The sequence below is a fragment of the Arthrobacter sp. BGA-UO-ETr-C19 genome, assembly GCF_059568005.1.
This window is the reverse complement of sequence record NZ_JCAQPC010000018.1, coordinates 198597-215951: the sequence shown is the minus strand read 5'-3', so window position 1 is coordinate 215951 and position 17355 is coordinate 198597. Positions and strand designations below refer to the sequence as shown.

Sequence of the window (17355 nt, the reverse complement as noted above, 5' to 3'; positions counted from 1 at the left end):
TTGTTGGGGGGAAGGCTTGAAAAGGTCTTCGTCTCGGAGGCACTCGCCGGAACAGGCTGGCTCCCGGTCTCAGCACGCCTGGAGCCAGCTTCCGGCACGCCAGGCCGCGGACCATGCCCTCGCGAAGGCGAAGGGCAGCCGCGCCAGGAGGCTCAGGAGGGCCGAGCTGCTGCTCATCGGGGCGGGTGTTGCCGCCACGCTCATCGCGGCGGCCTACCAGTACGCCGGGATCAGGAGCACCCTGGAAAGCAGCACCGCTTCCTCCCTGTATGCCCAGCAGCAGGAGATCGACAGGATCTTCGTGGACAACGTCGACCTGCAGCCCTACTTCTGGCACCGTCAGGAACTGCCCGATGCATCGGCGATCCGGGATCCTGCGTCGAAGCTGGAGGCACAGCAGCTGGCTGCCCGGGCCGAAGCGACGGCACACCGCATCCTGGATCACTTCGCCCACCTCAAGTACCAGATGGGAACGCAGGCGTTCACTTCCGAACGCGCTGACTGGGAGGCCTACATGCGGCGGAGTTTCGCGGACTCCCTCATTTTGTGCCGCGCACTGCAGGGTGACCAGGAGGCCTTTGGCGGCACCGGTGCAGACTCCCTCTGGGGGCGGTACGCGGAGGAACCCTGCCGGGGAACGTGAGACGGCACCCGTTCCCGTGCGCAATCCCTCGGCCAGGGGTCTTTCTAAGAACCAGCAGATGTTCTACGGTTGCGGCTATGAGGCTGCACGTGACCTACCAAGGTGGAGACAAGGACAGTAAGTCTGAGCTTCGAGAATTATCGGAGTTCCCGATTGAACTTCCTGGGGGCAGGTATGACTTGACCTTCAGACACGCGAGTCAGGAACCCGACCCGACTGAGGCCGCGGCCAAGTGGGTGTCGCAAGAGCAGTGACTGGCCGGAACCGCAGACGACGAAAGGCCGGCTCCAGGTGATGAAACCTGGGGCCGGCCTTCGCTGTAACGGGATTCTCAAGGGCTAAACACGGTTTAGCCCTTGATCCGGCTAGACGCCGTAGTAGAGCTCGAACTCGTAGGGGTTCGGGCGCAGGGACAGCGGGCGGATCTCGTACTCGTACTTGTACTCGATCCAGGTGTCGATCAGGTCCTGGGTGAACACGCCGCCGGCCTGCAGGAACTCGTTGTCCTCAGCCAGTGCCTGCAGTGCTTCCTCGAGGGTGCCCGGAGCCTTGGGGATGTCCTTGGCTTCCTCGGCGGGGAGCTCGTAGAGGTCCTTGTCGATCGGAGCCGGCGGCTCGATGCGGTTGCGGATGCCGTCGATGCCGGCCATCAGCTGGGCAGCGAAGGCCAGGTACGGGTTGGAGGAGGGGTCCGGAGCGCGGAACTCGATGCGCTTGGCCTTGGGGTTGGACCCCGTGATCGGGATACGGATACCGGCGGAGCGGTTGCCCTGCGAGTAGACCATGTTGACGGGGGCTTCGAAGCCCTTGACCAGGCGGCGGTAGGAGTTGACCGTCGGGTTGGTGAACGCGAGGACGGCGTCGGCGTGCTTCAGCAGGCCGCCGATGTACCAGCGGGCGGTGTCGGACAGGCCGGCGTAGCCCTTCTCGTCGTAGAACAGCGGCTCGCCGTTGCTCCACAGCGACTGGTGGCAGTGCATGCCCGAGCCGTTGTCACCGAAGACCGGCTTCGGCATGAAGGTGACGGACTTGCCCCAGGCGTCGGCGGTGTTCTTGATGACGTACTTGAACTTCTGCAGGTCATCAGCCGCGTGGGTCAGCGTGGTGAACTTGTAGTTGATCTCGGCCTGGCCGGCGGAGCCAACTTCGTGGTGGCTGCGCTCGACCTCAAGGCCGGCCTCGTCCAGGGCAACACACATGGCGTCGCGCAGGTCGGCCTGCTTGTCGGTCGGGGAAACCGGGAAGTAACCGCCCTTGACGGGGGTCTTGTAACCGAGGTTTCCGCCCTCTTCTTCACGCCCGGTGTTCCAGTGCGCTTCTTCGGAGTCGATCTTGTAGAAGCTGCCCTCGGGGGAGGACTGGTACTGGACGTTGTCGAACACGAAGAACTCTGCTTCGGGAGCGAAGAACGCGGTGTCTGCGATGCCGGTGGAGGCGAGGTAGGCCTCGGCCTTCTCGGCCACGCCACGGGGGTCGCGGTGGTACGGGTCGCCCGTGCGGGGGTTCACGATGGAGAAGTTCAGCGCAAGGGTCTTCTCCATGCGGAACGTGTCCAGGAACGCGGTGGTGACGTCCGGAATGAGCTGCATGTCAGACTCGGCGATGCCCTGGAAGCCGCGGATGGAAGAACCATCGAAAAGCTGGCCGTTGACGAAGAAGTCGGCGTCCACGCTCTTGGCGGGCACGTTGAAGTGCTGCTGAACGCCGGGGAGGTCGGTGAAGCGGATATCGATAAACCGAATGTCTTCATCTTTGATGAACTTGAGGACTTCGTCCGCAGTCTTGAACATCTATGCTCCTTACGCATATGTAATAACTGGCTCTAAAGCCAAGTGGTCCAGCGCAATCCAATGAGCGGAAACACAAAAGTGCCCCGCTCCAGGCTCGCTAGCAACTGTTACCACCCTAGGGATTCGGGATTTCCCGTCCGTGTCCGCTTTGTTTCCGGCAGGTTACAGAACCTACTGATATGTAAACGCTATACGGTGTCCACACTGTGGTCCATGCCTATCCAGAGTGTGAACGTCCGGATGCTGCCCGCGGCTCGGTAAACTTGGTAGGTGGTAGATCGCAAAGACATTGGTTCGTGGCTCAGCGGGCCGGACACTTCCGGCATTTCCAAGTACCCGGGGGAACGCCTGGGCTTTCCCGAGTCGGGCTCCGGATCCATGGCCCGCGCCGGCCGGCGGATCCTGGCGATCACCATCGACTGGACTATCGCGCTGCTGATCAGCAACGTGTTCCTCGCCGGCAATTCCATGGCCACGCTCGCGGTCTTTGCCGTCGAGCAGATCCTGCTGGTCGGGACCCTGGGCTACAGCATCGGCCACCGGGTGATGGGCATCCACGTGGTGAAGCCGGACGGCTCAGCGGCCGGTCCGCTGGCCGCCCTGGTCCGCACTGTCCTGCTGTGCCTGGTGATCCCGGCGGTCATCTTCGACCCCGACCAGCGCGGGCTCCATGACAAGGCCATGAACACGGTCCTCGTCCGACGGTAGCCGCCCGGCCGAGAGGTACCCCCGGCGGAGCGCCCACCGCTCAAACAGGACGGTGGCAAAAGGGAAAACCGCTGAGAGGCCAGCGAACAGCGCCACCTTCAACGGCCAGCGCTGCAGCCGCCACAGGACCAGGGCAGCCACTCCGTAGCCGATGAACAGCGCGCCGTGCACCGGTCCGGCAATCTCCACGCCGAGTTCGGTGGTCCCGGCGATCCACTTGAAATACATGCCAGCCAGGAGCGCGGCCCAGCTGAAGGCTTCGGCCACCGCCAGCAGGCGGAAGGCGCGGACGACGGCGGACGCGGACGGGAATTTCACGGGAAGCTCCGGCTTCTGTAGGCGCAAAGGTCTGGCTGGTTTATGTACTGTTCAAACGGGATGTGCCGCTCAAACGAAAACGCCCCGGGGCCGGCGCAGGTGCGGCGGCCACCGGGGCATTTCAGGCGTATTAGCGTCCGCGCTGGGGGCGGGCCTTGTAGGGGTCCACGCCCTTCGGGATCGGGAGGCGGGTACCCAGCGATGAGATGCGCTTGGACACGGCGCTGACCTCGGTCTTGGTGAGCTCGTTGCCCAGCTTGTTCATCTTCTTCGCCACCTGGCTGATGGGCACCTGACCCTCGCCGCGCCCGGTTTCGATGACGTGGATGGTGACGTTGGGAAGGATGCGCGCCAGCTTCTTCCGTTCGCCTTCGATCAGCGGGCGCACGCGGTGCGCGGGCCCTTCAGCAACAAGCACGACGCCGGGACGCCCGACAGCGCGGAAAACGGCGTCCTGGGTCCGCGGGTTCACAGCCACGGGCTGCTCCTCGGTGATCCAGCCACGCTTCAGCGTGCTGAGGGCGGCCCCGGACGCTCCCGGCTGGTTTTCGATCTGGGCAAAGGCAGCCCCCTCGGCGCGGCGCGAAAGGATGAACGTTGCCGCAAGGAAACCCAGCGGAATGCCGATGATCAGGCCTGTGATCCAGTTGTTCAGCAACAGGCCAACCACGAGGCTGACGGCCACGACGCCGAGGAACGCCAGCAACATGAGCCACGGAACCATGGGGTCGTGGCGGCGGGTCATATTGAAGACCTCGCGGATCTGCTTGAGCCGGCTTGGCTTCTTTTCCTTCGCGGCTTTGGGTTTGCGCCCAAAGAGACCGCGCTTGGAGCCATCAGCGGCCGCAGGAGTGTTGTTGCTGGAGTCAGGGGATTTCGCCATAGTGCCTTAATTCTACGTGATTCACGACAAAGGGCCGGACGCCGGAAAGTTCCGGTGTCCGGCCCTTGGCCGTGGGAAATGTCTGGTGCTAGTGGTGTGCTGCGAGCAGGGAGCTGGCTTCCTGGCGGGTGGTGCCGGAGGATTCGATGTGGGCGAGTTCGGCGGGGATTTCCCAGCCCTTTTTGCGCATCGCGGTGGCCCAGAGCCGGCCGGCACGGTAGGAGGAGCGGACCAGGGGGCCGGACATGACGCCGAGGAAGCCGATTTCCTCGGCTTCGGTGGCGAGGTCCACGAATTCCTGCGGCTTGACCCAGCGGTCCACGGGGAGGTGGCGTTCGGAGGGGCGCAGGTACTGGGTGATAGTGATCAGGTCGCAGCCGGCCTGGTGCAGGTCCTTCAGGGCTTCGGAGATTTCCTCGCGGGTTTCGCCCATGCCCAGGATCAGGTTGGACTTGGTGACCATGCCCAGGTTCCGGCCCTGGGTGATGACGTCCAGGGAGCGTTCGTAGCGGAACGCGGGGCGGATGCGCTTGAAGATCCTTGGCACGGTTTCGACGTTGTGGGCGAACACTTCTGGTTTGGAGTCGCAGATCGCGGCGATGTGTTCGGGTTTGCCGGAGAAGTCCGGGATCAGGAGTTCGACGCCGGTGCCGGGGTTCAGTTCGTGGATCTTGCGGACCGTTTCGGCGTAGAGCCAGACGCCTTCGTCTTCGAGGTCGTCGCGGGCGACGCCGGTGACGGTGGCGTAGCGCAGCTGCATGGCCTGGACGGAGCGGGCCACCTTGGTGGGTTCGAACCTGTCCACGGGGGAGGGTTTGCCGGTGTCGATCTGGCAGAAGTCACAGCGGCGGGTGCATTCGGAGCCGCCGATCAGGAAGGTGGCTTCCTTGTCTTCCCAGCATTCGAAGATGTTGGGGCAGCCGGCCTCTTCGCAGACGGTGTGCAGGCCTTCCTTCTTGACCAGGTTCTTCAGGCCGACGAATTCCGGGCCCATCTGGACCTTGGCCTTGATCCAGTCCGGTTTGCGTTCCACCGGGGTGGCCGCATTGCGCTGCTCGATCCGCAGCATTTTCCGGCCTTCTGGTGCCAGTGTCACAGGAGAGCTCCTTCGGGGGTTGCAACTAGGGCGTCTTCATTGTTGCGCAGTTCCTCGGTGATCCGCGAAACGAGATCGGCCGGAGAAACATCGCGGCCGGTTTCCCGGGCGATGGTGGTCACCCCGGCATCGGTGATCCCGCAGGCGATGATCTGGCCATATGGTGCGAGGTCGTTGTTGCAGTTGATGGCGAAGCCGTGCATGGTGACGCCCTGGCTGACCCTGATGCCGATAGCGGCGATCTTGCGGGCGGGGCCCTTGGCATCCTCCTCGATCCAGACGCCTGCGCGGCCCTTTATCCGGACCGCATTGATGCCATAATCCGCGAGCACCGCGATGATCACGGCCTCCAGACGCTCAACGTAGTCCCGGATGCCGGCCTTGTTTTTAAGCTTGATAATCGGGTATCCGATGAGCTGGCCCGGCCCGTGCCAGGTGAGCTTGCCGCCGCGGTCCACGGGAACCACGGGGGTGCCGTCGAAGGGCCGCTCGTGATCCTCTGCCAGCTTTCCGGCCGTGTAGACGGCGGCATGTTCGAGGAGGAGTACCGTGCTGGGGGCCTTGCCGGCCAGGACATTTTCATGGATTTCGCGCTGGATGTCCCAGGCGTGGGTGTAATCAACGAAATCCGGGGCAAGACCGAGCTTTGTGAACTCAAGAGTCATGCGTTCCAGCTTAGACCTCAGCCGGCGTCCTGCCGGATAGTGTGCCCAAGCTCTCATGCCTCCCCGGTCACATTCTGCGCCGTTTCCGATGACGGCGGAGCGCACGGGCCTGCCTGTGGATAACTTCTGCAGGGATTCCCGGTTTCCGGTACTCCTTAAGCCATGGACCGGCACAGCTTGGAAAACCACAACGTGGAATCGCAAAGCTTGGGATTGCACAGCCCCGGAGGGAACCGCAGCGTGAATACGCACGGTTCCGCCGGGGGAGCGCCTGCCATCGCGGGCTACTCGGTGTGCCGCCGCCTGGGCCGGGGTGGCAGTGCCGAAGTGTGGCTGGTTTCGCAGGACTCCACGGGCGTGAAGCTTGCCCTGAAGTGCTTCGGCCGGAAGCGGGGCAGCGGTGAATCAAGCAGTCCTGAGCCGGGCGTTGCGGATACGCACCTCGCCGTGGCGCGGGAGGAGGATGTCCGCCGTGAACTCCTGGTCATGTCAGCGCTGGACCACGAGCACCTGGTGAAGGCGTACGGCGTGATCCGGTTGGATGAACCTGGCAGGACGGATGAGGCTGGAGCGGGCAGGTTTGGTCTGCTGATGGACTACGCGGCCGGGGGGTCGCTCCAGCAGCTGGTTACGGCGAGGGGCACCCTGGGCGTCGGCGAGACGGTCACGGTCCTGACCCCGATTGCGCAGGTCCTGGGCTACCTGCACGGCAAGGGCTTCACCCACTCCGACGTCGCACCCGGCAACATACTCTTCACCGCCCATGGAAAGCCGCTGCTGGCCGACCTCGGCCTGGCCCGGTTGGTGGGGGACGCGTCCGGCGTTCCTGACCTGTACACCGACGGCTTTGCGGATCCGGCTCCGGTGGATGCAGTCCGGGCCGGACTCCAGCCGGAACGTGACGTCTATGCTGCTGCCGCCTTGGGCTGGTACTGCCTCACCGGACAGGCCCCTCCGCCGTCCGCGGCCAGGCCACCGCTCTCCCTGCTCGTTCCGGACGTGCCGGCCGAGCTGGCAGCGGCGCTGGAGGCGGGGCTCAGCGATGACCGGCGGCAGCGTCCCGCCGCCGCCGAGTTTGCCACGGCCGTGTACCGCAGCGCGGCCGCAGTCCCTGTGGATCTGTCCCGCTCTGTGCATGACACGGTCCTGCCCGAGTTGCTGACCCGCAGGCCCGTCCCGCCGTCGGGCAGGCGGCTGAGGACGCGCCTGCTCGCCTGCGGAAGGCGGCTGAAGACCACCGGATGGGTCAGGGCCTTGGGCCGGCAAACCGCGATCAGTCAGACGCCCAGGCCCTTCGCGGGCGGGCAGCACTCCGCGGACACACCCCACGTGGTAAGGCACAGGGCGGAGAGACGAACCGCAGACAGGCAAATGGCAGTGGCCGGCGGTGTTCTCACGGCAGCGGTGGTTGCCGGCGCCGTGCTGCTGGGGTTGCCCGGGGCGGCGCGGGAGTCTGGCCAGTCGGCGCCGGAAGCGGTCCTTCCCGCCGGCAGCGCCGGATCCACTCAAGGTGCCGAGCTGCCAGGCGAAGTCCTCCCTGAAAATGGCCTGCCGGAAGATGGCCTTCCCGATGACGTCAGGCGGCGGCTCGCGGCGAAGGATCCTGTGGAGGCGGTCCTCGGACTGGCGCAGGTGCGTTCACTGGCACTGCGGGAGGGCAGGCTGGACTTGCTCGACGGTGTAAATGCTCCGAACACCCCGGCTCGTGCCGCAGACAGGCGGATCCGAGCCAGACTGGAGAAATCCGGAACAGTGCTGGCCGGGTTCACCACAAGCCTCTCCGGCGTGCGCCGGCTGCCCGGAGGCACGCCGGCGCGGGCAGTGGTGGCGGTGACGTCATCCACCTCGGCTTATGAGGAGCGATCGGCTGGCGGCGCCGTCGTGGCCACCGGAGCGCGGCAGCAGGACATTAGGCTGCGGCTTGTCCTGGTCCGGGCTGAGGGACGTTGGCGCATCGCGGACATCCTGCCGGCGGGCTGAACACCTACTTATCGCCGGCGACCCATGCGGCGGCAAGCGCCACCGAGGGGTGCTGCCAGGTGAATCCGCTGTCCCTGAGCAGTGTCGGCTCGATCCGCTGGCTGGCGAGCAGGAGTTCGTCGGCCAGCTTGCCCATGACGAGGCGAAGCGCCGGTGCCGGCGCGCGCAGCAGAGCGGGGCGGTGAAGGGCCCTTGCCAGCGCGGCCACGAGGGTGTTGACATCGGCGGCTTCCGGCGCCGCAACATTCACCGGGCCCGAATTCCCTGATGTGAGGAGGAACCCAAAGGCGGAGGTGAGGTCGGGGAGCGTGATCCATGGCCAGTACTGCCGGCCGTTGCCCAGCGGACCGCCAATGCCTGCCCGCAGCAGGGGCAGCAGCCGGCCCATGGCCCCGCCTGACCTGCTCAGGACCACCGCGGTCCGCGGGGTCACAACCCGGACTCCGGCGGGGGCCCCATGCGCTGCCGCTTCCCACTCGACGCAGATGCGCGCCATGATGCCCTGTCCGGCCGGGGATTCCTCGGTCAGCAGGGCGTGCCCGGCGTCGCCGTAGTAGCCGGCCCCGGACTGGCTGATGAAGGTTCGGGGCGGGGAATCGAGGTGGCGCATCGCCGATGTCAGCGTCCGCGTGGGGTCAAGGCGGGACCGGAACAGCTCGTCGATCCGGTGCGGTGTCCATGGCCTGGCGCCAATGTTGGCGCCGGAAAGGTTGATGACGGCGTCGGCGCCCTCGAGGCTACCCGGGTGCAGGGTCCCGCTGGCGGGATCCCAGGGGATCTCCGACGGCGACGACGGCGGCCGCCTCACCAGCCTGACGACGTCGTGCCCGTTGGAGGTGAGGCGGGAGGAGAGTGCGGTTCCGATGAGCCCGGAGGCGCCGGCCATGACGATGCGCATGATCCATCTCACCATGCCCGGCACGGCAGGGCACCTCCCCGATGGCTCATGTCACGTTGACTATGATCGAACGATGACCTCTTCGAGTTACCTCCGGTTCCCTCATGTTCACGGCGATCTGGTCACGTTTGTGGCCGAGGACGACGTCTGGATTGCCCCCCTCAGCGGCGGCCGCGCCTGGCGTGTTTCCTCGCTCCAACTGCCGGCACGCAACCCGCGCTTTACGCCGGACGGAAAGAAGCTGGTCTGGACGGTCGTGCAGGGGACGGCTCCCGAGGTGGTCATCGCTGACGTCGATGGCGGGGGATACCGCCAGCTGACGTTCTTCGGACACAGCACCACGCGGGTCAAAGGCTTTACGCCTGCCGGGGACATCGTGGTCACCAGCGCGTTCCGCCAGGCCGAGAGCCGCCATACGCACGCCTACCGGCTGTCCACCGAGGGCGGCTGGGCCGAGGAGCTCCCGCTCGGGCCCGTCGAGTCTGTGGCCTTCGGCCCGGAACTCGGGGACGAAAAGCCGGTGGTGGTGGGCAGCGTGCTGTCCCGCGAGCCGGCCTGGTGGAAGCGCTACCGTGGCGGCACGGCCGGGAAGCTCTGGATCGACAGCGACGGAAACGGCGAGTTTGAGCGGCTCCTGCCTGAGCTGGACGGCAACCTCGCCGATCCCATGTGGGTGGACGGGCGCATCGCCTTCCTCTCAGACCACGAAGGCTACGGCAACCTGTACTCTGTCCTGCCCGGCGGCGGGGACCTGCGGCGCCACACCGACCACGAGGACTTCTACGTCCGCCACGCCTCCACCGACGGTAAGCGCGTGGTCTTCGAATCGGCCGGTGAGCTCTGGCTCCTGCATGACCTTGGCTCCGAGGCTGTCCGGCTGGAGATAACGCTCGGATCGGCGTCCCAGGGCCGCCGGCCCTCGCTCCTCAAGGTCGGCAAGCACCTGGGCGACGTCCGGCCGGACACCACTGGGGAAGCAAGCGCCGTGGAGGCCCACGGAACAGTCCACTGGCTAAGGCACAAGGACGGGCCGTCCCGCGTTGTGGAGGCAACGGCCGGCGTCCGCGCCCGCCTGCCGCGTCCTCTTCCCGACGGCCGCATCGCCTACGTGGCAGATCACGGCGGCGACGAAGCCCTGTTCATCAGGGAAATCGCCCCGGAGGTCCCGGCAGACGACGGGGCAGTCCGGGCAGCAAAGGCGGCGACTACAGCCAAGGGCAACGGCGCTGCCAGCGTTGCCCCGGACACCGCATCCGGCTCGGATCAGCAGGAAGCTGCCCCTCCGGCCGCGCCCCTGCCCAAGCCTGTTTCTGCCGCCGGGGTAACCGGGCCCCGCGCCACGCACCCGGTGGCCGACGACGCTGCGGCCGACCTCGCCCCTGCGGAGGCAGCAACCGGAACAACGGCTGGCCAGGCAACCCGAACTGTCGCCGCCGAATCAAGCCCGCTCACGGTCCGGTTCCCCAAGCCTTCACGCGCCAGCGCCATTGAAGCCAGCCCCGACGGACGCTGGATCGCCATCGGAACCGCCTTCGGCGACCTGTACATTGCCGACACGCAGGACGGCGCGCTGACGGCGGTAACCAGCATCGGCGAGGGCAGCATTGAGGACCTCGCCTGGTCGCCGGACTCCGCATGGCTCGCCTGGTCTGAGCCGGTGACATCCTTTGGCTCCCGCAGCCGGCTGCGGCTGGTCCGCGCCGGCGTCCCGGAAAAACCGGCCATCGTGGAGGTGACGGACGGGCGCTTCCGGGACGAATCGCCGTCGTTCTCCCCGGACGGCAAGTTCCTTGCCTTCCTTTCCAACCGCAGTTTCGATCCGGTCTACGACGGCCATTCCTTTGACCTCTCCTTCCCCAGCCCGATCAAGCCCTACCTCGTGGCACTGGCGGCGGACACCGCTTCACCGTTCGGCCCCAGCGTGGCCCTGGCAGACGGATCCAACGAACAGGACGGCACCGCAGCCAAGTCCGACGCGTCCGCCGAGGGCCAAACCGCACCGGCCGCCGTCCGGGTGGACGCCGAAGGCCTCGCTCACCGGGTCATCAGCGTCCCGGTTCCGCAGGGCAACTACTCGGACCTGACCGCCGCCGACGGCGCCCTGCTGTGGCTCGACAGCGCCCTCGCCGGCGTCACGGGGGAGGGCAGGGCAAGCCTGGAGGACAAGAACGCGGCGCCGAGCTTGGTCCGCTTCGACCTGGCCAAGCGCAAGAGCATCACCCTCGTGGACGCCCTGGACAGCTACCGTCTGTCCGGTGATGGCCGGAAGGTGGTCCTGGTCCACGACAAGCAGGTCCGCGTGGTGCCTTCAGACGCCAAGGCCGATGAGGATTCCGGCCAGCTGGTCAAGGTGGACCTCACACGCATCCGCGTCCTGATGGATCCGCTGAGCGTGTGGGGCCAGGCGTTCGACGAGGCGTGGCGGCTGCAGCGCGACTTCTTCTGGACCGAGGACATGGCCGGCCAGGACTGGGACTCCATCCACGCCCGCTACCGTCCGCTCGTGGGGCGGCTCGGATCCCATGACGACCTGGTGGACCTGCTGTGGGAGCTGCACGGCGAGCTGGGCACATCGCACGCATATGTGCGTCCGGCGGCGGCCACGGAAAACGGCAGCAACGGCCAGGGCCGGCTGGGTGCCGACCTCGCCTTCACCGGCGAGGGCTGGGAAATCGAGCGCATCCTGGCAGGCGAATCGTCGGATCCGCTGGCCACCTCGCCGCTGACGCGGCCGGGCGCCGACGCCAAGGCCGGGGACGTGCTGCTGGCCATTGATGGCGTGCGCCTGACGGAGTCGCTGACGCCGGCGATGCAGCTGGTGGGCGCCGCCGGCCGGGCGGTGGAACTGACCATCCGCAACGGCGCCGGCCACGGACCGGCAGTCGGAGTCCAGCGCCGGATCGCCGTCATCCCCATCAGGGATGAGGAACGGCTGCGGTACCAGGACTGGGTGAATGCCAACCGCCGCACTGTACGCGAGGCATCGGACGGCAAGTTCGGTTACCTGCATATTCCGGACATGCTGGCCAACGGCTGGGCCCAGCTCCACCGCGACCTGGACACCGAGACGGCGCTCGATGGCCTGATCGTGGACGTGCGCCGCAACCGCGGCGGACACACCTCCCAACTAGTTGCCGAACTGATCGGGCGGAAGGTGACGGGCTGGAGCATGCCCCGGGGCGAAAAGCCGCGGACGTATCCGCACCACGCGCCGCGCGGTCCGGTCATCATCCTCGCAGATGAATTTGCCGGTTCCGACGGCGACATCATCACGCAGGTCTCGAAGCTGCGTGGCATCGGCCCGGTGATCGGCACGCGCACCTGGGGCGGCGTCGTCGGCATCGACAACCGCTTCACGCTGGCCGACGGAACAGGCGTTACCCAGCCCCGCTACGCCACCTGGTTTGGCGGCGGCGTGGGCTGGAGCGTCGAAAACTATGGAGTGGCTCCGGACATTGAGGTGACGTTCCCGCCGCACGCCTACGCTGCCCGGCGGGACCCGCAGCTGGAGTCCGGTATAACGGCGCTGAAGGAGATGGTGCAGGAGCTCCCCACGGACCGCCCGCCGGCCCGCGAGGGCTACCGCCGGCTGCGCCCCGAGCCGCTGCCGGCCCGCCGCCACAGCCAGGCGTAGGGCGCCCGTGTAAACGCCGACGTGCCGTGTAAACACCGACGTGCCGCCGGCGTAGGCCGGCGGCATTCCGGAAAGCCCGAAGGCCCTGTTCCCGACTGGATCACCAGGGGAACAGGGCCTTCGGGCCTTTAAGGTCAGGAAGCCAGCGTGGCGTCCAGGGTGATCTCGATGCCGGTCAGGGCCTGGGATACCGGGCAGCCCTTCTTGGCGGATTCCGCGATGCGCTGGAAATCCTCCTCGGAGATGCCGGGGATGCGGGCGTTCAGGGTCAGGTGGCTGCCGGTGATGCCGGTGCCGGGCTGGAAGCCAACCTCCGCCTTGGTGTTGACCTCCTCGGGGGTGAAACCTGCCTGGCTCAGCTCGTGGCTGAACGCCATGGAGAAGCAGGCGGAGTGTGCCGCGGCGATGAGTTCCTCGGGGCTGGTCTTGCCTTCTGCCGCTTCGGTGCGGGCCTTCCAGGTGACGTCGAACGTGCCGAGGCCCGAGCTGTCCAGGGTCGCGTTGCCTGAGCCCTCCGTCAGGCTGCCGGTCCATACAGTGTGCGCGGTGCGTGTTGTAGCCATGTCACTCCTCAACGTTGATTCGATCCGGGGACCCGGCACCTGCCGGGGCCCCGCCGCTACCAATCCTATGGATTCGGTGCCTCCGGTGCACGGGTTGTCCGCTGTCAGAGGATTATGACCGGACTGCCGGTTTCCCGGATTAGTTCCACAGAGTGGCGATGGCGATGTTGATCAGTGCCAGCCCGCCAACGCCGTGTGCGAGGCCTGTTGAGACGGGCTGCCCATTCTTGACCTTGCGCGTTCCGATAACGGCCAGGACGGCAACGACGACGGCGATGACGAACTTGATGCCCAGCTTGGCATAGTTCGGGTTGGCGTCGGGCAGAAGCGGAAGGAGGCCCATCATGGCGATGCCAGTGAGCAGCTGCAGGAAGGCTCCGTCGCGCTGGCGCGGGTGCACGGTGGGCTGCTTCATCGTGGCGATCCAGTAGCCCACGATCATGGCGGCTCCGACAACGTGCAGGAACACCAGAATGCTGAAGAGAATAGTCATGGCTCCAGCTTAGCCAGTCTGTTCTACGTCATGTAGCAAATCCACGCGCGCCCCCGGTAAACACCGTGCCCTACGTCGGCGGCAACGCGAACGGCATAAATATCGACGGCTTAAATAACGACGGCGGTGCAGCCTTCCGGTGGCAAGCCACCGGTGTCCGCACCGCCGTGGTTATCGACTGCTGGTTACAGCCCCAGGTCCGCTTCGAACGCGCCTTCTTCGAGGCGGGCCTTCAGCGTCTGCAGGAAGCGTCCCGCGTCCGCACCGTCCACCAGACGGTGGTCGTAGGTGAGGGACAGGTACATCATGGAGCGGATGGCGATCGAGTCGTCACCGTTCTCGTCCTGCACCACCACGGGGCGCTTGACGATCGCACCGGTGCCGAGGATGCCGACCTGCGGCTGGTTGATGATCGGGGTGTCGAACAGGGCACCGACCGATCCGATGTTGGTAATGCTGAACGTGCCGCCGGACAGCTCGTCCGGGCCGATCTTGCCGTCGCGGGTGCGGCCCGCGACGTCGGCGATCTTGCCCGCCAGACCGGCGAGGTTCAGGTTGCCGGCGTCGGAGATGACCGGAACCAGCAGGCCCTTGTCAGTGTCGACGGCGATCGCCAGGTGCTCGGCGTTGTGGTATGTGATTTCCTGCTTGTCCTCGTCGTATGCAGCGTTGAGCTTGGGGTGCTGCTTGAGGGCCTCGGCCACGGCCTTGGCAATGAACGGCAGGAACGTCAGCTTGACGCTGTTCTGGGCCTGGAAGGAATTCTTGGCCTTGAGGCGCAGCTTGGCGATCTTGGTCATGTCGACCTCGTGCACCTGCGTGAGCTGGGTGGAGACCTCGAGGGATTCGCGCATGCGGCGGGCGATGACCTGGCGGATGCGCGGTGCCTTCTGCACGGTGCCGCGCAGTGATGATGCTGCTGCAGACGGGGCCGCGGAAGCGGCGGCGGGGGCTGCCTGTGCTGCGGCTGCCGGAGCGGCCTTGGATTCGGCAGCCGCCAGGACGTCCTGCTTGCGGATGCGGCCGCCAACGCCCGTGCCGGACACGGAAGCGATGTCCACGCCGTGCTGGTTGGCGAGCTTGCGGACCAGGGGCGTGACGTAGCCGGACTCGGCGCCTGCGGCGGGTGCAGCCTGAGGCGCCGGGGCGGCCTGCGGTGCGGGAGCGGCCTGCGGTGCCGGTGCGGCCTGCGGTGCCGGTGCAGCCTGCGGAGCCGGCGCTGCCTGGGGAGCAGGCGCGGGGGCCGCTTCCTGGGCGGGGGCGGGCTTCTCGGCTGCCGGTGCGGGCTGTTCCGCAGCGGGGGCGGCGGGCTGCTCGGGAGCAGCAGCAGGAGCAGCGGCCCCGGAGCCAATGACGGCGAGGACGGAGCCAACCTCGGCGGTCTCGTCCTCGTTGACGCGGATTTCCTGCAGCGTGCCGGCCACGGGGGACGGGATTTCGGTGTCGACCTTGTCGGTGGAAACCTCGAGCAGCGGCTCGTCAACTTCCACGGAGTCGCCAACAGCCTTGAGCCAGCGGGTGACGGTGCCTTCGGTGACGCTCTCGCCAAGGGCCGGCAGGGTGACCTCGTGGCCTTCGCCGGAGGAAGCGGGTGCTGCCTGGGCAGCAGGTGCTTCCTGGGCCGGTGCCTCTTCGGCAGGTGCTGCGGGTGCCTCTTCAGCGGGCGCTGCAGCCGGTGCATCTTCGGCAGGAGCCGCTGCGGGGGCTTCGGCAGCGCCGCCGCCGGAACCGTCACCGATGCGCACCAGGGGGGCGCCAACTTCAGCGGTCTCGTCTTCGGCGACGAGGATTTCCTCGATGACGCCGGCAATCGGAGAGGGGATTTCGGTGTCTACTTTGTCGGTGGAAACCTCGAGCAGCGGTTCGTCCACCTCTACCCGGTCACCTACCTGCTTGAGCCAGCGGGTGACAGTTCCTTCGGTGACGCTCTCACCGAGGGCGGGCAAGTTAACGGATTCAGACATGTCGTCCCCGTTCTCCTTATTGATCTAAAGTGCGGATGAATTGCTGCATTGTTCGAGCCTGGTGCACCCTGCTGTTCGAGCCGGTGCACCAGGCCCTTGTTGTCCTGCGGAACGAATTAGCCGTGGAGGGGCTTGCCCGCCAGCGCCAGATGCGCCTCGCCCAGGGATTCGTTCTGGGTCGGGTGGGCGTGGACCAGCTGGGCCACGTCCTCGGGGTATGCTTCCCAGTTCACGATCAGCTGGGCTTCGCCGATCTGCTCACCCATACGGGCGCCGATCATGTGGACGCCGACGACGGGGCCGTCCTTCTGGCGGACCAGCTTGACGATGCCGCTGGTGCCCAGGATGGAGCTCTTGCCGTTGCCGGCGAGGTTGTATTCCTGGGTCTCGACCTGGTCGTCGCCGAACTTGGCCTTGGCGCCCTTTTCGGTGTAGCCGACCGTCGCAATTTCCGGCTCGGAGTAAGTGACCTTGGGGATGTTGACGTCTTCGACGATTACGGGCTTGAGGCCGGCAATTTCTTCGGCGACGAAGATGCCCTGCTGATAGCCGCGGTGCGCCAGCTGCACGCCGGGGACGATGTCGCCGACCGCGTAGATGTTGCCCACGCCGGTGTGCAGACGCTCGTTGGTGATGACGAAGCCGCGGTCGATGGTGACGCCGGCCTCTTCGTAGCCGAGGTTGGCCGTGACGGGGCCGCGGCCGACGGCCACGAGGAGGAGGTCGGCTTCGAAGGTCTTGCCGTCGACAAGGGTGACCTTGACTCCGTCGTCGTTCTGCTCGACGCCCTGGAAGAAGACGCCGGTGGAGAACTTGATGCCGCGCTTCTTGAAGGCGCGCTCAAAGTTCTTGACGATCGTCGCATCCTCGTTCGGGACGAGGGAGGGCAGACCTTCAACGATCGTGACGTCAACACCGAAGGACTTCCAGACGGAAGCGAACTCGACGCCGATCACGCCGCCGCCCAGGATGATCGCGCTCTTGGGGATGTAGTCCATGGTGAGGGCTTCATCGGACGTGATGACCTTGCCGCCGATTTCCAGGCCCGGCAGCGTGCGGGAGTAGGACCCGGTCGCAAGCACGATGTTCTTGCCCTTGTAGGCGGTGCCGTTCACGACGACGGTGTCGGTGCCCTGGAGCTTGCCTTCACCCTCGATGACGGTGATGCCCTTGGACTTGATCAGGCCCTGCAGGCCCTTGAACTTGCCGGCAATGATGCCGTCCTTGTAGGCGTTGACAGCGGTGATGTCGATGCTGTCAAGCGTCACGTTCACGCCGTACTTGGCGGAGTCACGGGCGTGGTCTGCCAGTTCGGCCGAGTGCAGCAGCGCCTTGGTGGGGATGCAGCCGTTGTGCAGGCAGGTGCCGCCGAGCTTGCCCTTCTCCACGAGGCCAACGGTGAAGCCAAGCTGAACGGCCCGGAGAGCCGTGGCGTACCCGCCGCTGCCACCACCGAGTACCAGGATGTCGAATTCTTGCGCAGTTGCCTGATCGGCCACTTAGACGCTCCCTCGCGTGAACGATGACACGAGAGTACGCATCATCTGGTCTTGGAAATTGCTCTGCCGTGATTATGCCAGCAGGCCTTTTCCCTTTCATTTGTGACTACCGTGGTTCACCTTAGCGAACCACTTATCCATGCTCCACCTTGCCGGTACTTTTGTGGAGCGCTTGTGTCGAGTGTCACGCGGCTGTGTGGCGAGCGGATCAGGCTCGCCAC

Annotated in this window: 13 protein-coding genes and 1 pseudogene; 4 read left to right on the top strand and 10 right to left on the bottom strand. The window is 66.2% G+C overall.

The window, feature by feature from the left end:
- Positions 1-16: 16 nt before the first annotated feature.
- Positions 17-643 carry a hypothetical protein gene (locus AC57BR_RS10965; protein WP_496360394.1) on the top strand — a complete coding sequence of 209 codons (627 nt, stop codon included), beginning with the start codon at positions 17-19 and terminating at the stop codon, positions 641-643.
- Between the two features lie 365 nt (positions 644-1008).
- Here AC57BR_RS10965 and glnA read toward each other — a convergent pair whose 3' ends face one another.
- A complete protein-coding gene (gene glnA / locus AC57BR_RS10960) occupies positions 1009-2433 on the bottom strand; it encodes a type I glutamate--ammonia ligase (RefSeq protein ID WP_496360393.1) in 1425 nt (474 codons plus the stop codon).
- A gap of 270 nt (positions 2434-2703) precedes the next feature.
- On the opposite strand from glnA, the gene AC57BR_RS10955 reads away from it, so the two are divergent.
- Positions 2704-3141: an RDD family protein gene (locus AC57BR_RS10955; RefSeq protein WP_496360392.1), complete on the top strand. Its 438-nt coding sequence runs from the start codon at positions 2704-2706 to the stop codon at positions 3139-3141.
- 6 nt (positions 3142-3147) lie between these two features.
- Here AC57BR_RS10955 and AC57BR_RS10950 read toward each other — a convergent pair.
- The 4 genes and pseudogenes from AC57BR_RS10950 to lipB form a co-directional block, all read right to left on the bottom strand.
- Positions 3148-3459: pseudogene (locus AC57BR_RS10950) on the bottom strand (DUF3817 domain-containing protein); the annotation flags it as partial.
- Positions 3460-3589: 130 nt separating this feature from the next.
- On the bottom strand, positions 3590-4342 hold the full coding sequence (locus AC57BR_RS10945; RefSeq protein ID WP_496360391.1) for a DUF4191 domain-containing protein: 753 nt from the start codon (positions 4340-4342) through the stop codon (positions 3590-3592).
- Positions 4343-4430: 88 nt separating this feature from the next.
- Positions 4431-5438, bottom strand: a complete 1008-nt coding sequence (gene lipA, locus AC57BR_RS10940) for a lipoyl synthase (protein ID WP_496360389.1) — start codon at positions 5436-5438, stop codon at positions 4431-4433.
- Positions 5435-6103, bottom strand: a complete 669-nt coding sequence (lipB, locus tag AC57BR_RS10935; protein ID WP_496360387.1) for a lipoyl(octanoyl) transferase LipB — start codon at positions 6101-6103, stop codon at positions 5435-5437. Before lipB ends, lipA begins: the two co-directional genes overlap by 4 nt.
- 240 nt (positions 6104-6343) lie before the next feature.
- Between lipB and AC57BR_RS10930 the strand changes: the two genes are divergently transcribed.
- Entirely contained in the window at positions 6344-8083 is a 1740-nt protein-coding gene (locus AC57BR_RS10930; protein WP_496360385.1) for a protein kinase domain-containing protein, read from the top strand.
- Positions 8084-8087: 4 nt separating this feature from the next.
- On the opposite strand, the gene AC57BR_RS10925 is transcribed toward AC57BR_RS10930, so the two are convergent.
- Positions 8088-8981 (bottom strand): TIGR01777 family oxidoreductase, encoded by an 894-nt coding sequence (locus AC57BR_RS10925; RefSeq protein WP_496360553.1) that lies wholly within the window; start codon positions 8979-8981, stop codon positions 8088-8090.
- A gap of 73 nt (positions 8982-9054) precedes the next feature.
- Between AC57BR_RS10925 and AC57BR_RS10920 the strand changes: the two genes are divergently transcribed.
- Positions 9055-12615, top strand: a complete 3561-nt coding sequence (locus tag AC57BR_RS10920) for a S41 family peptidase (RefSeq protein WP_496360383.1) — start codon at positions 9055-9057, stop codon at positions 12613-12615.
- 134 nt (positions 12616-12749) lie between these two features.
- Here AC57BR_RS10920 and AC57BR_RS10915 read toward each other — a convergent pair whose 3' ends face one another.
- From AC57BR_RS10915 to lpdA, 4 genes are all read right to left on the bottom strand, one after another.
- The gene (locus AC57BR_RS10915) at positions 12750-13178 is read right to left on the bottom strand and encodes an OsmC family protein (RefSeq protein WP_496360381.1); all 429 of its coding nucleotides are present in this window, start codon (positions 13176-13178) and stop codon (positions 12750-12752) included.
- A gap of 139 nt (positions 13179-13317) precedes the next feature.
- On the bottom strand, positions 13318-13671 hold the full coding sequence (locus tag AC57BR_RS10910) for a hypothetical protein (RefSeq protein ID WP_496360379.1): 354 nt from the start codon (positions 13669-13671) through the stop codon (positions 13318-13320).
- A 185-nt stretch (positions 13672-13856) separates the two neighbouring features.
- Entirely contained in the window at positions 13857-15635 is a 1779-nt protein-coding gene (gene sucB, locus AC57BR_RS10905) for a 2-oxoglutarate dehydrogenase, E2 component, dihydrolipoamide succinyltransferase (protein WP_496360377.1), read from the bottom strand.
- 116 nt (positions 15636-15751) lie between these two features.
- Complete coding sequence (lpdA, locus tag AC57BR_RS10900; RefSeq protein WP_496360375.1) at positions 15752-17134, bottom strand: dihydrolipoyl dehydrogenase; 1383 nt, start codon at positions 17132-17134, stop codon at positions 15752-15754.
- Between the last annotated feature and the right edge of the window lie 221 nt (positions 17135-17355).

Coding starts and splice junctions, on each gene's coding strand:
- lipB (WP_496360387.1), bottom strand. CDS start 6,103: ATGACTCTTGAGTTCACAAAGCTCGGTCTTGCCCCGGATTTCGTTGAT.
- AC57BR_RS10920 (WP_496360383.1), top strand. CDS start 9,055: ATGACCTCTTCGAGTTACCTCCGGTTCCCTCATGTTCACGGCGATCTG.
- sucB (WP_496360377.1), bottom strand. CDS start 15,635: ATGTCTGAATCCGTTAACTTGCCCGCCCTCGGTGAGAGCGTCACCGAA.
- AC57BR_RS10925 (WP_496360553.1), bottom strand. CDS start 8,981: ATGCGCATCGTCATGGCCGGCGCCTCCGGGCTCATCGGAACCGCACTC.
- AC57BR_RS10945 (WP_496360391.1), bottom strand. CDS start 4,342: ATGGCGAAATCCCCTGACTCCAGCAACAACACTCCTGCGGCCGCTGAT.
- glnA (WP_496360393.1), bottom strand. CDS start 2,433: ATGTTCAAGACTGCGGACGAAGTCCTCAAGTTCATCAAAGATGAAGAC.
- AC57BR_RS10910 (WP_496360379.1), bottom strand. CDS start 13,671: ATGACTATTCTCTTCAGCATTCTGGTGTTCCTGCACGTTGTCGGAGCC.
- AC57BR_RS10915 (WP_496360381.1), bottom strand. CDS start 13,178: ATGGCTACAACACGCACCGCGCACACTGTATGGACCGGCAGCCTGACG.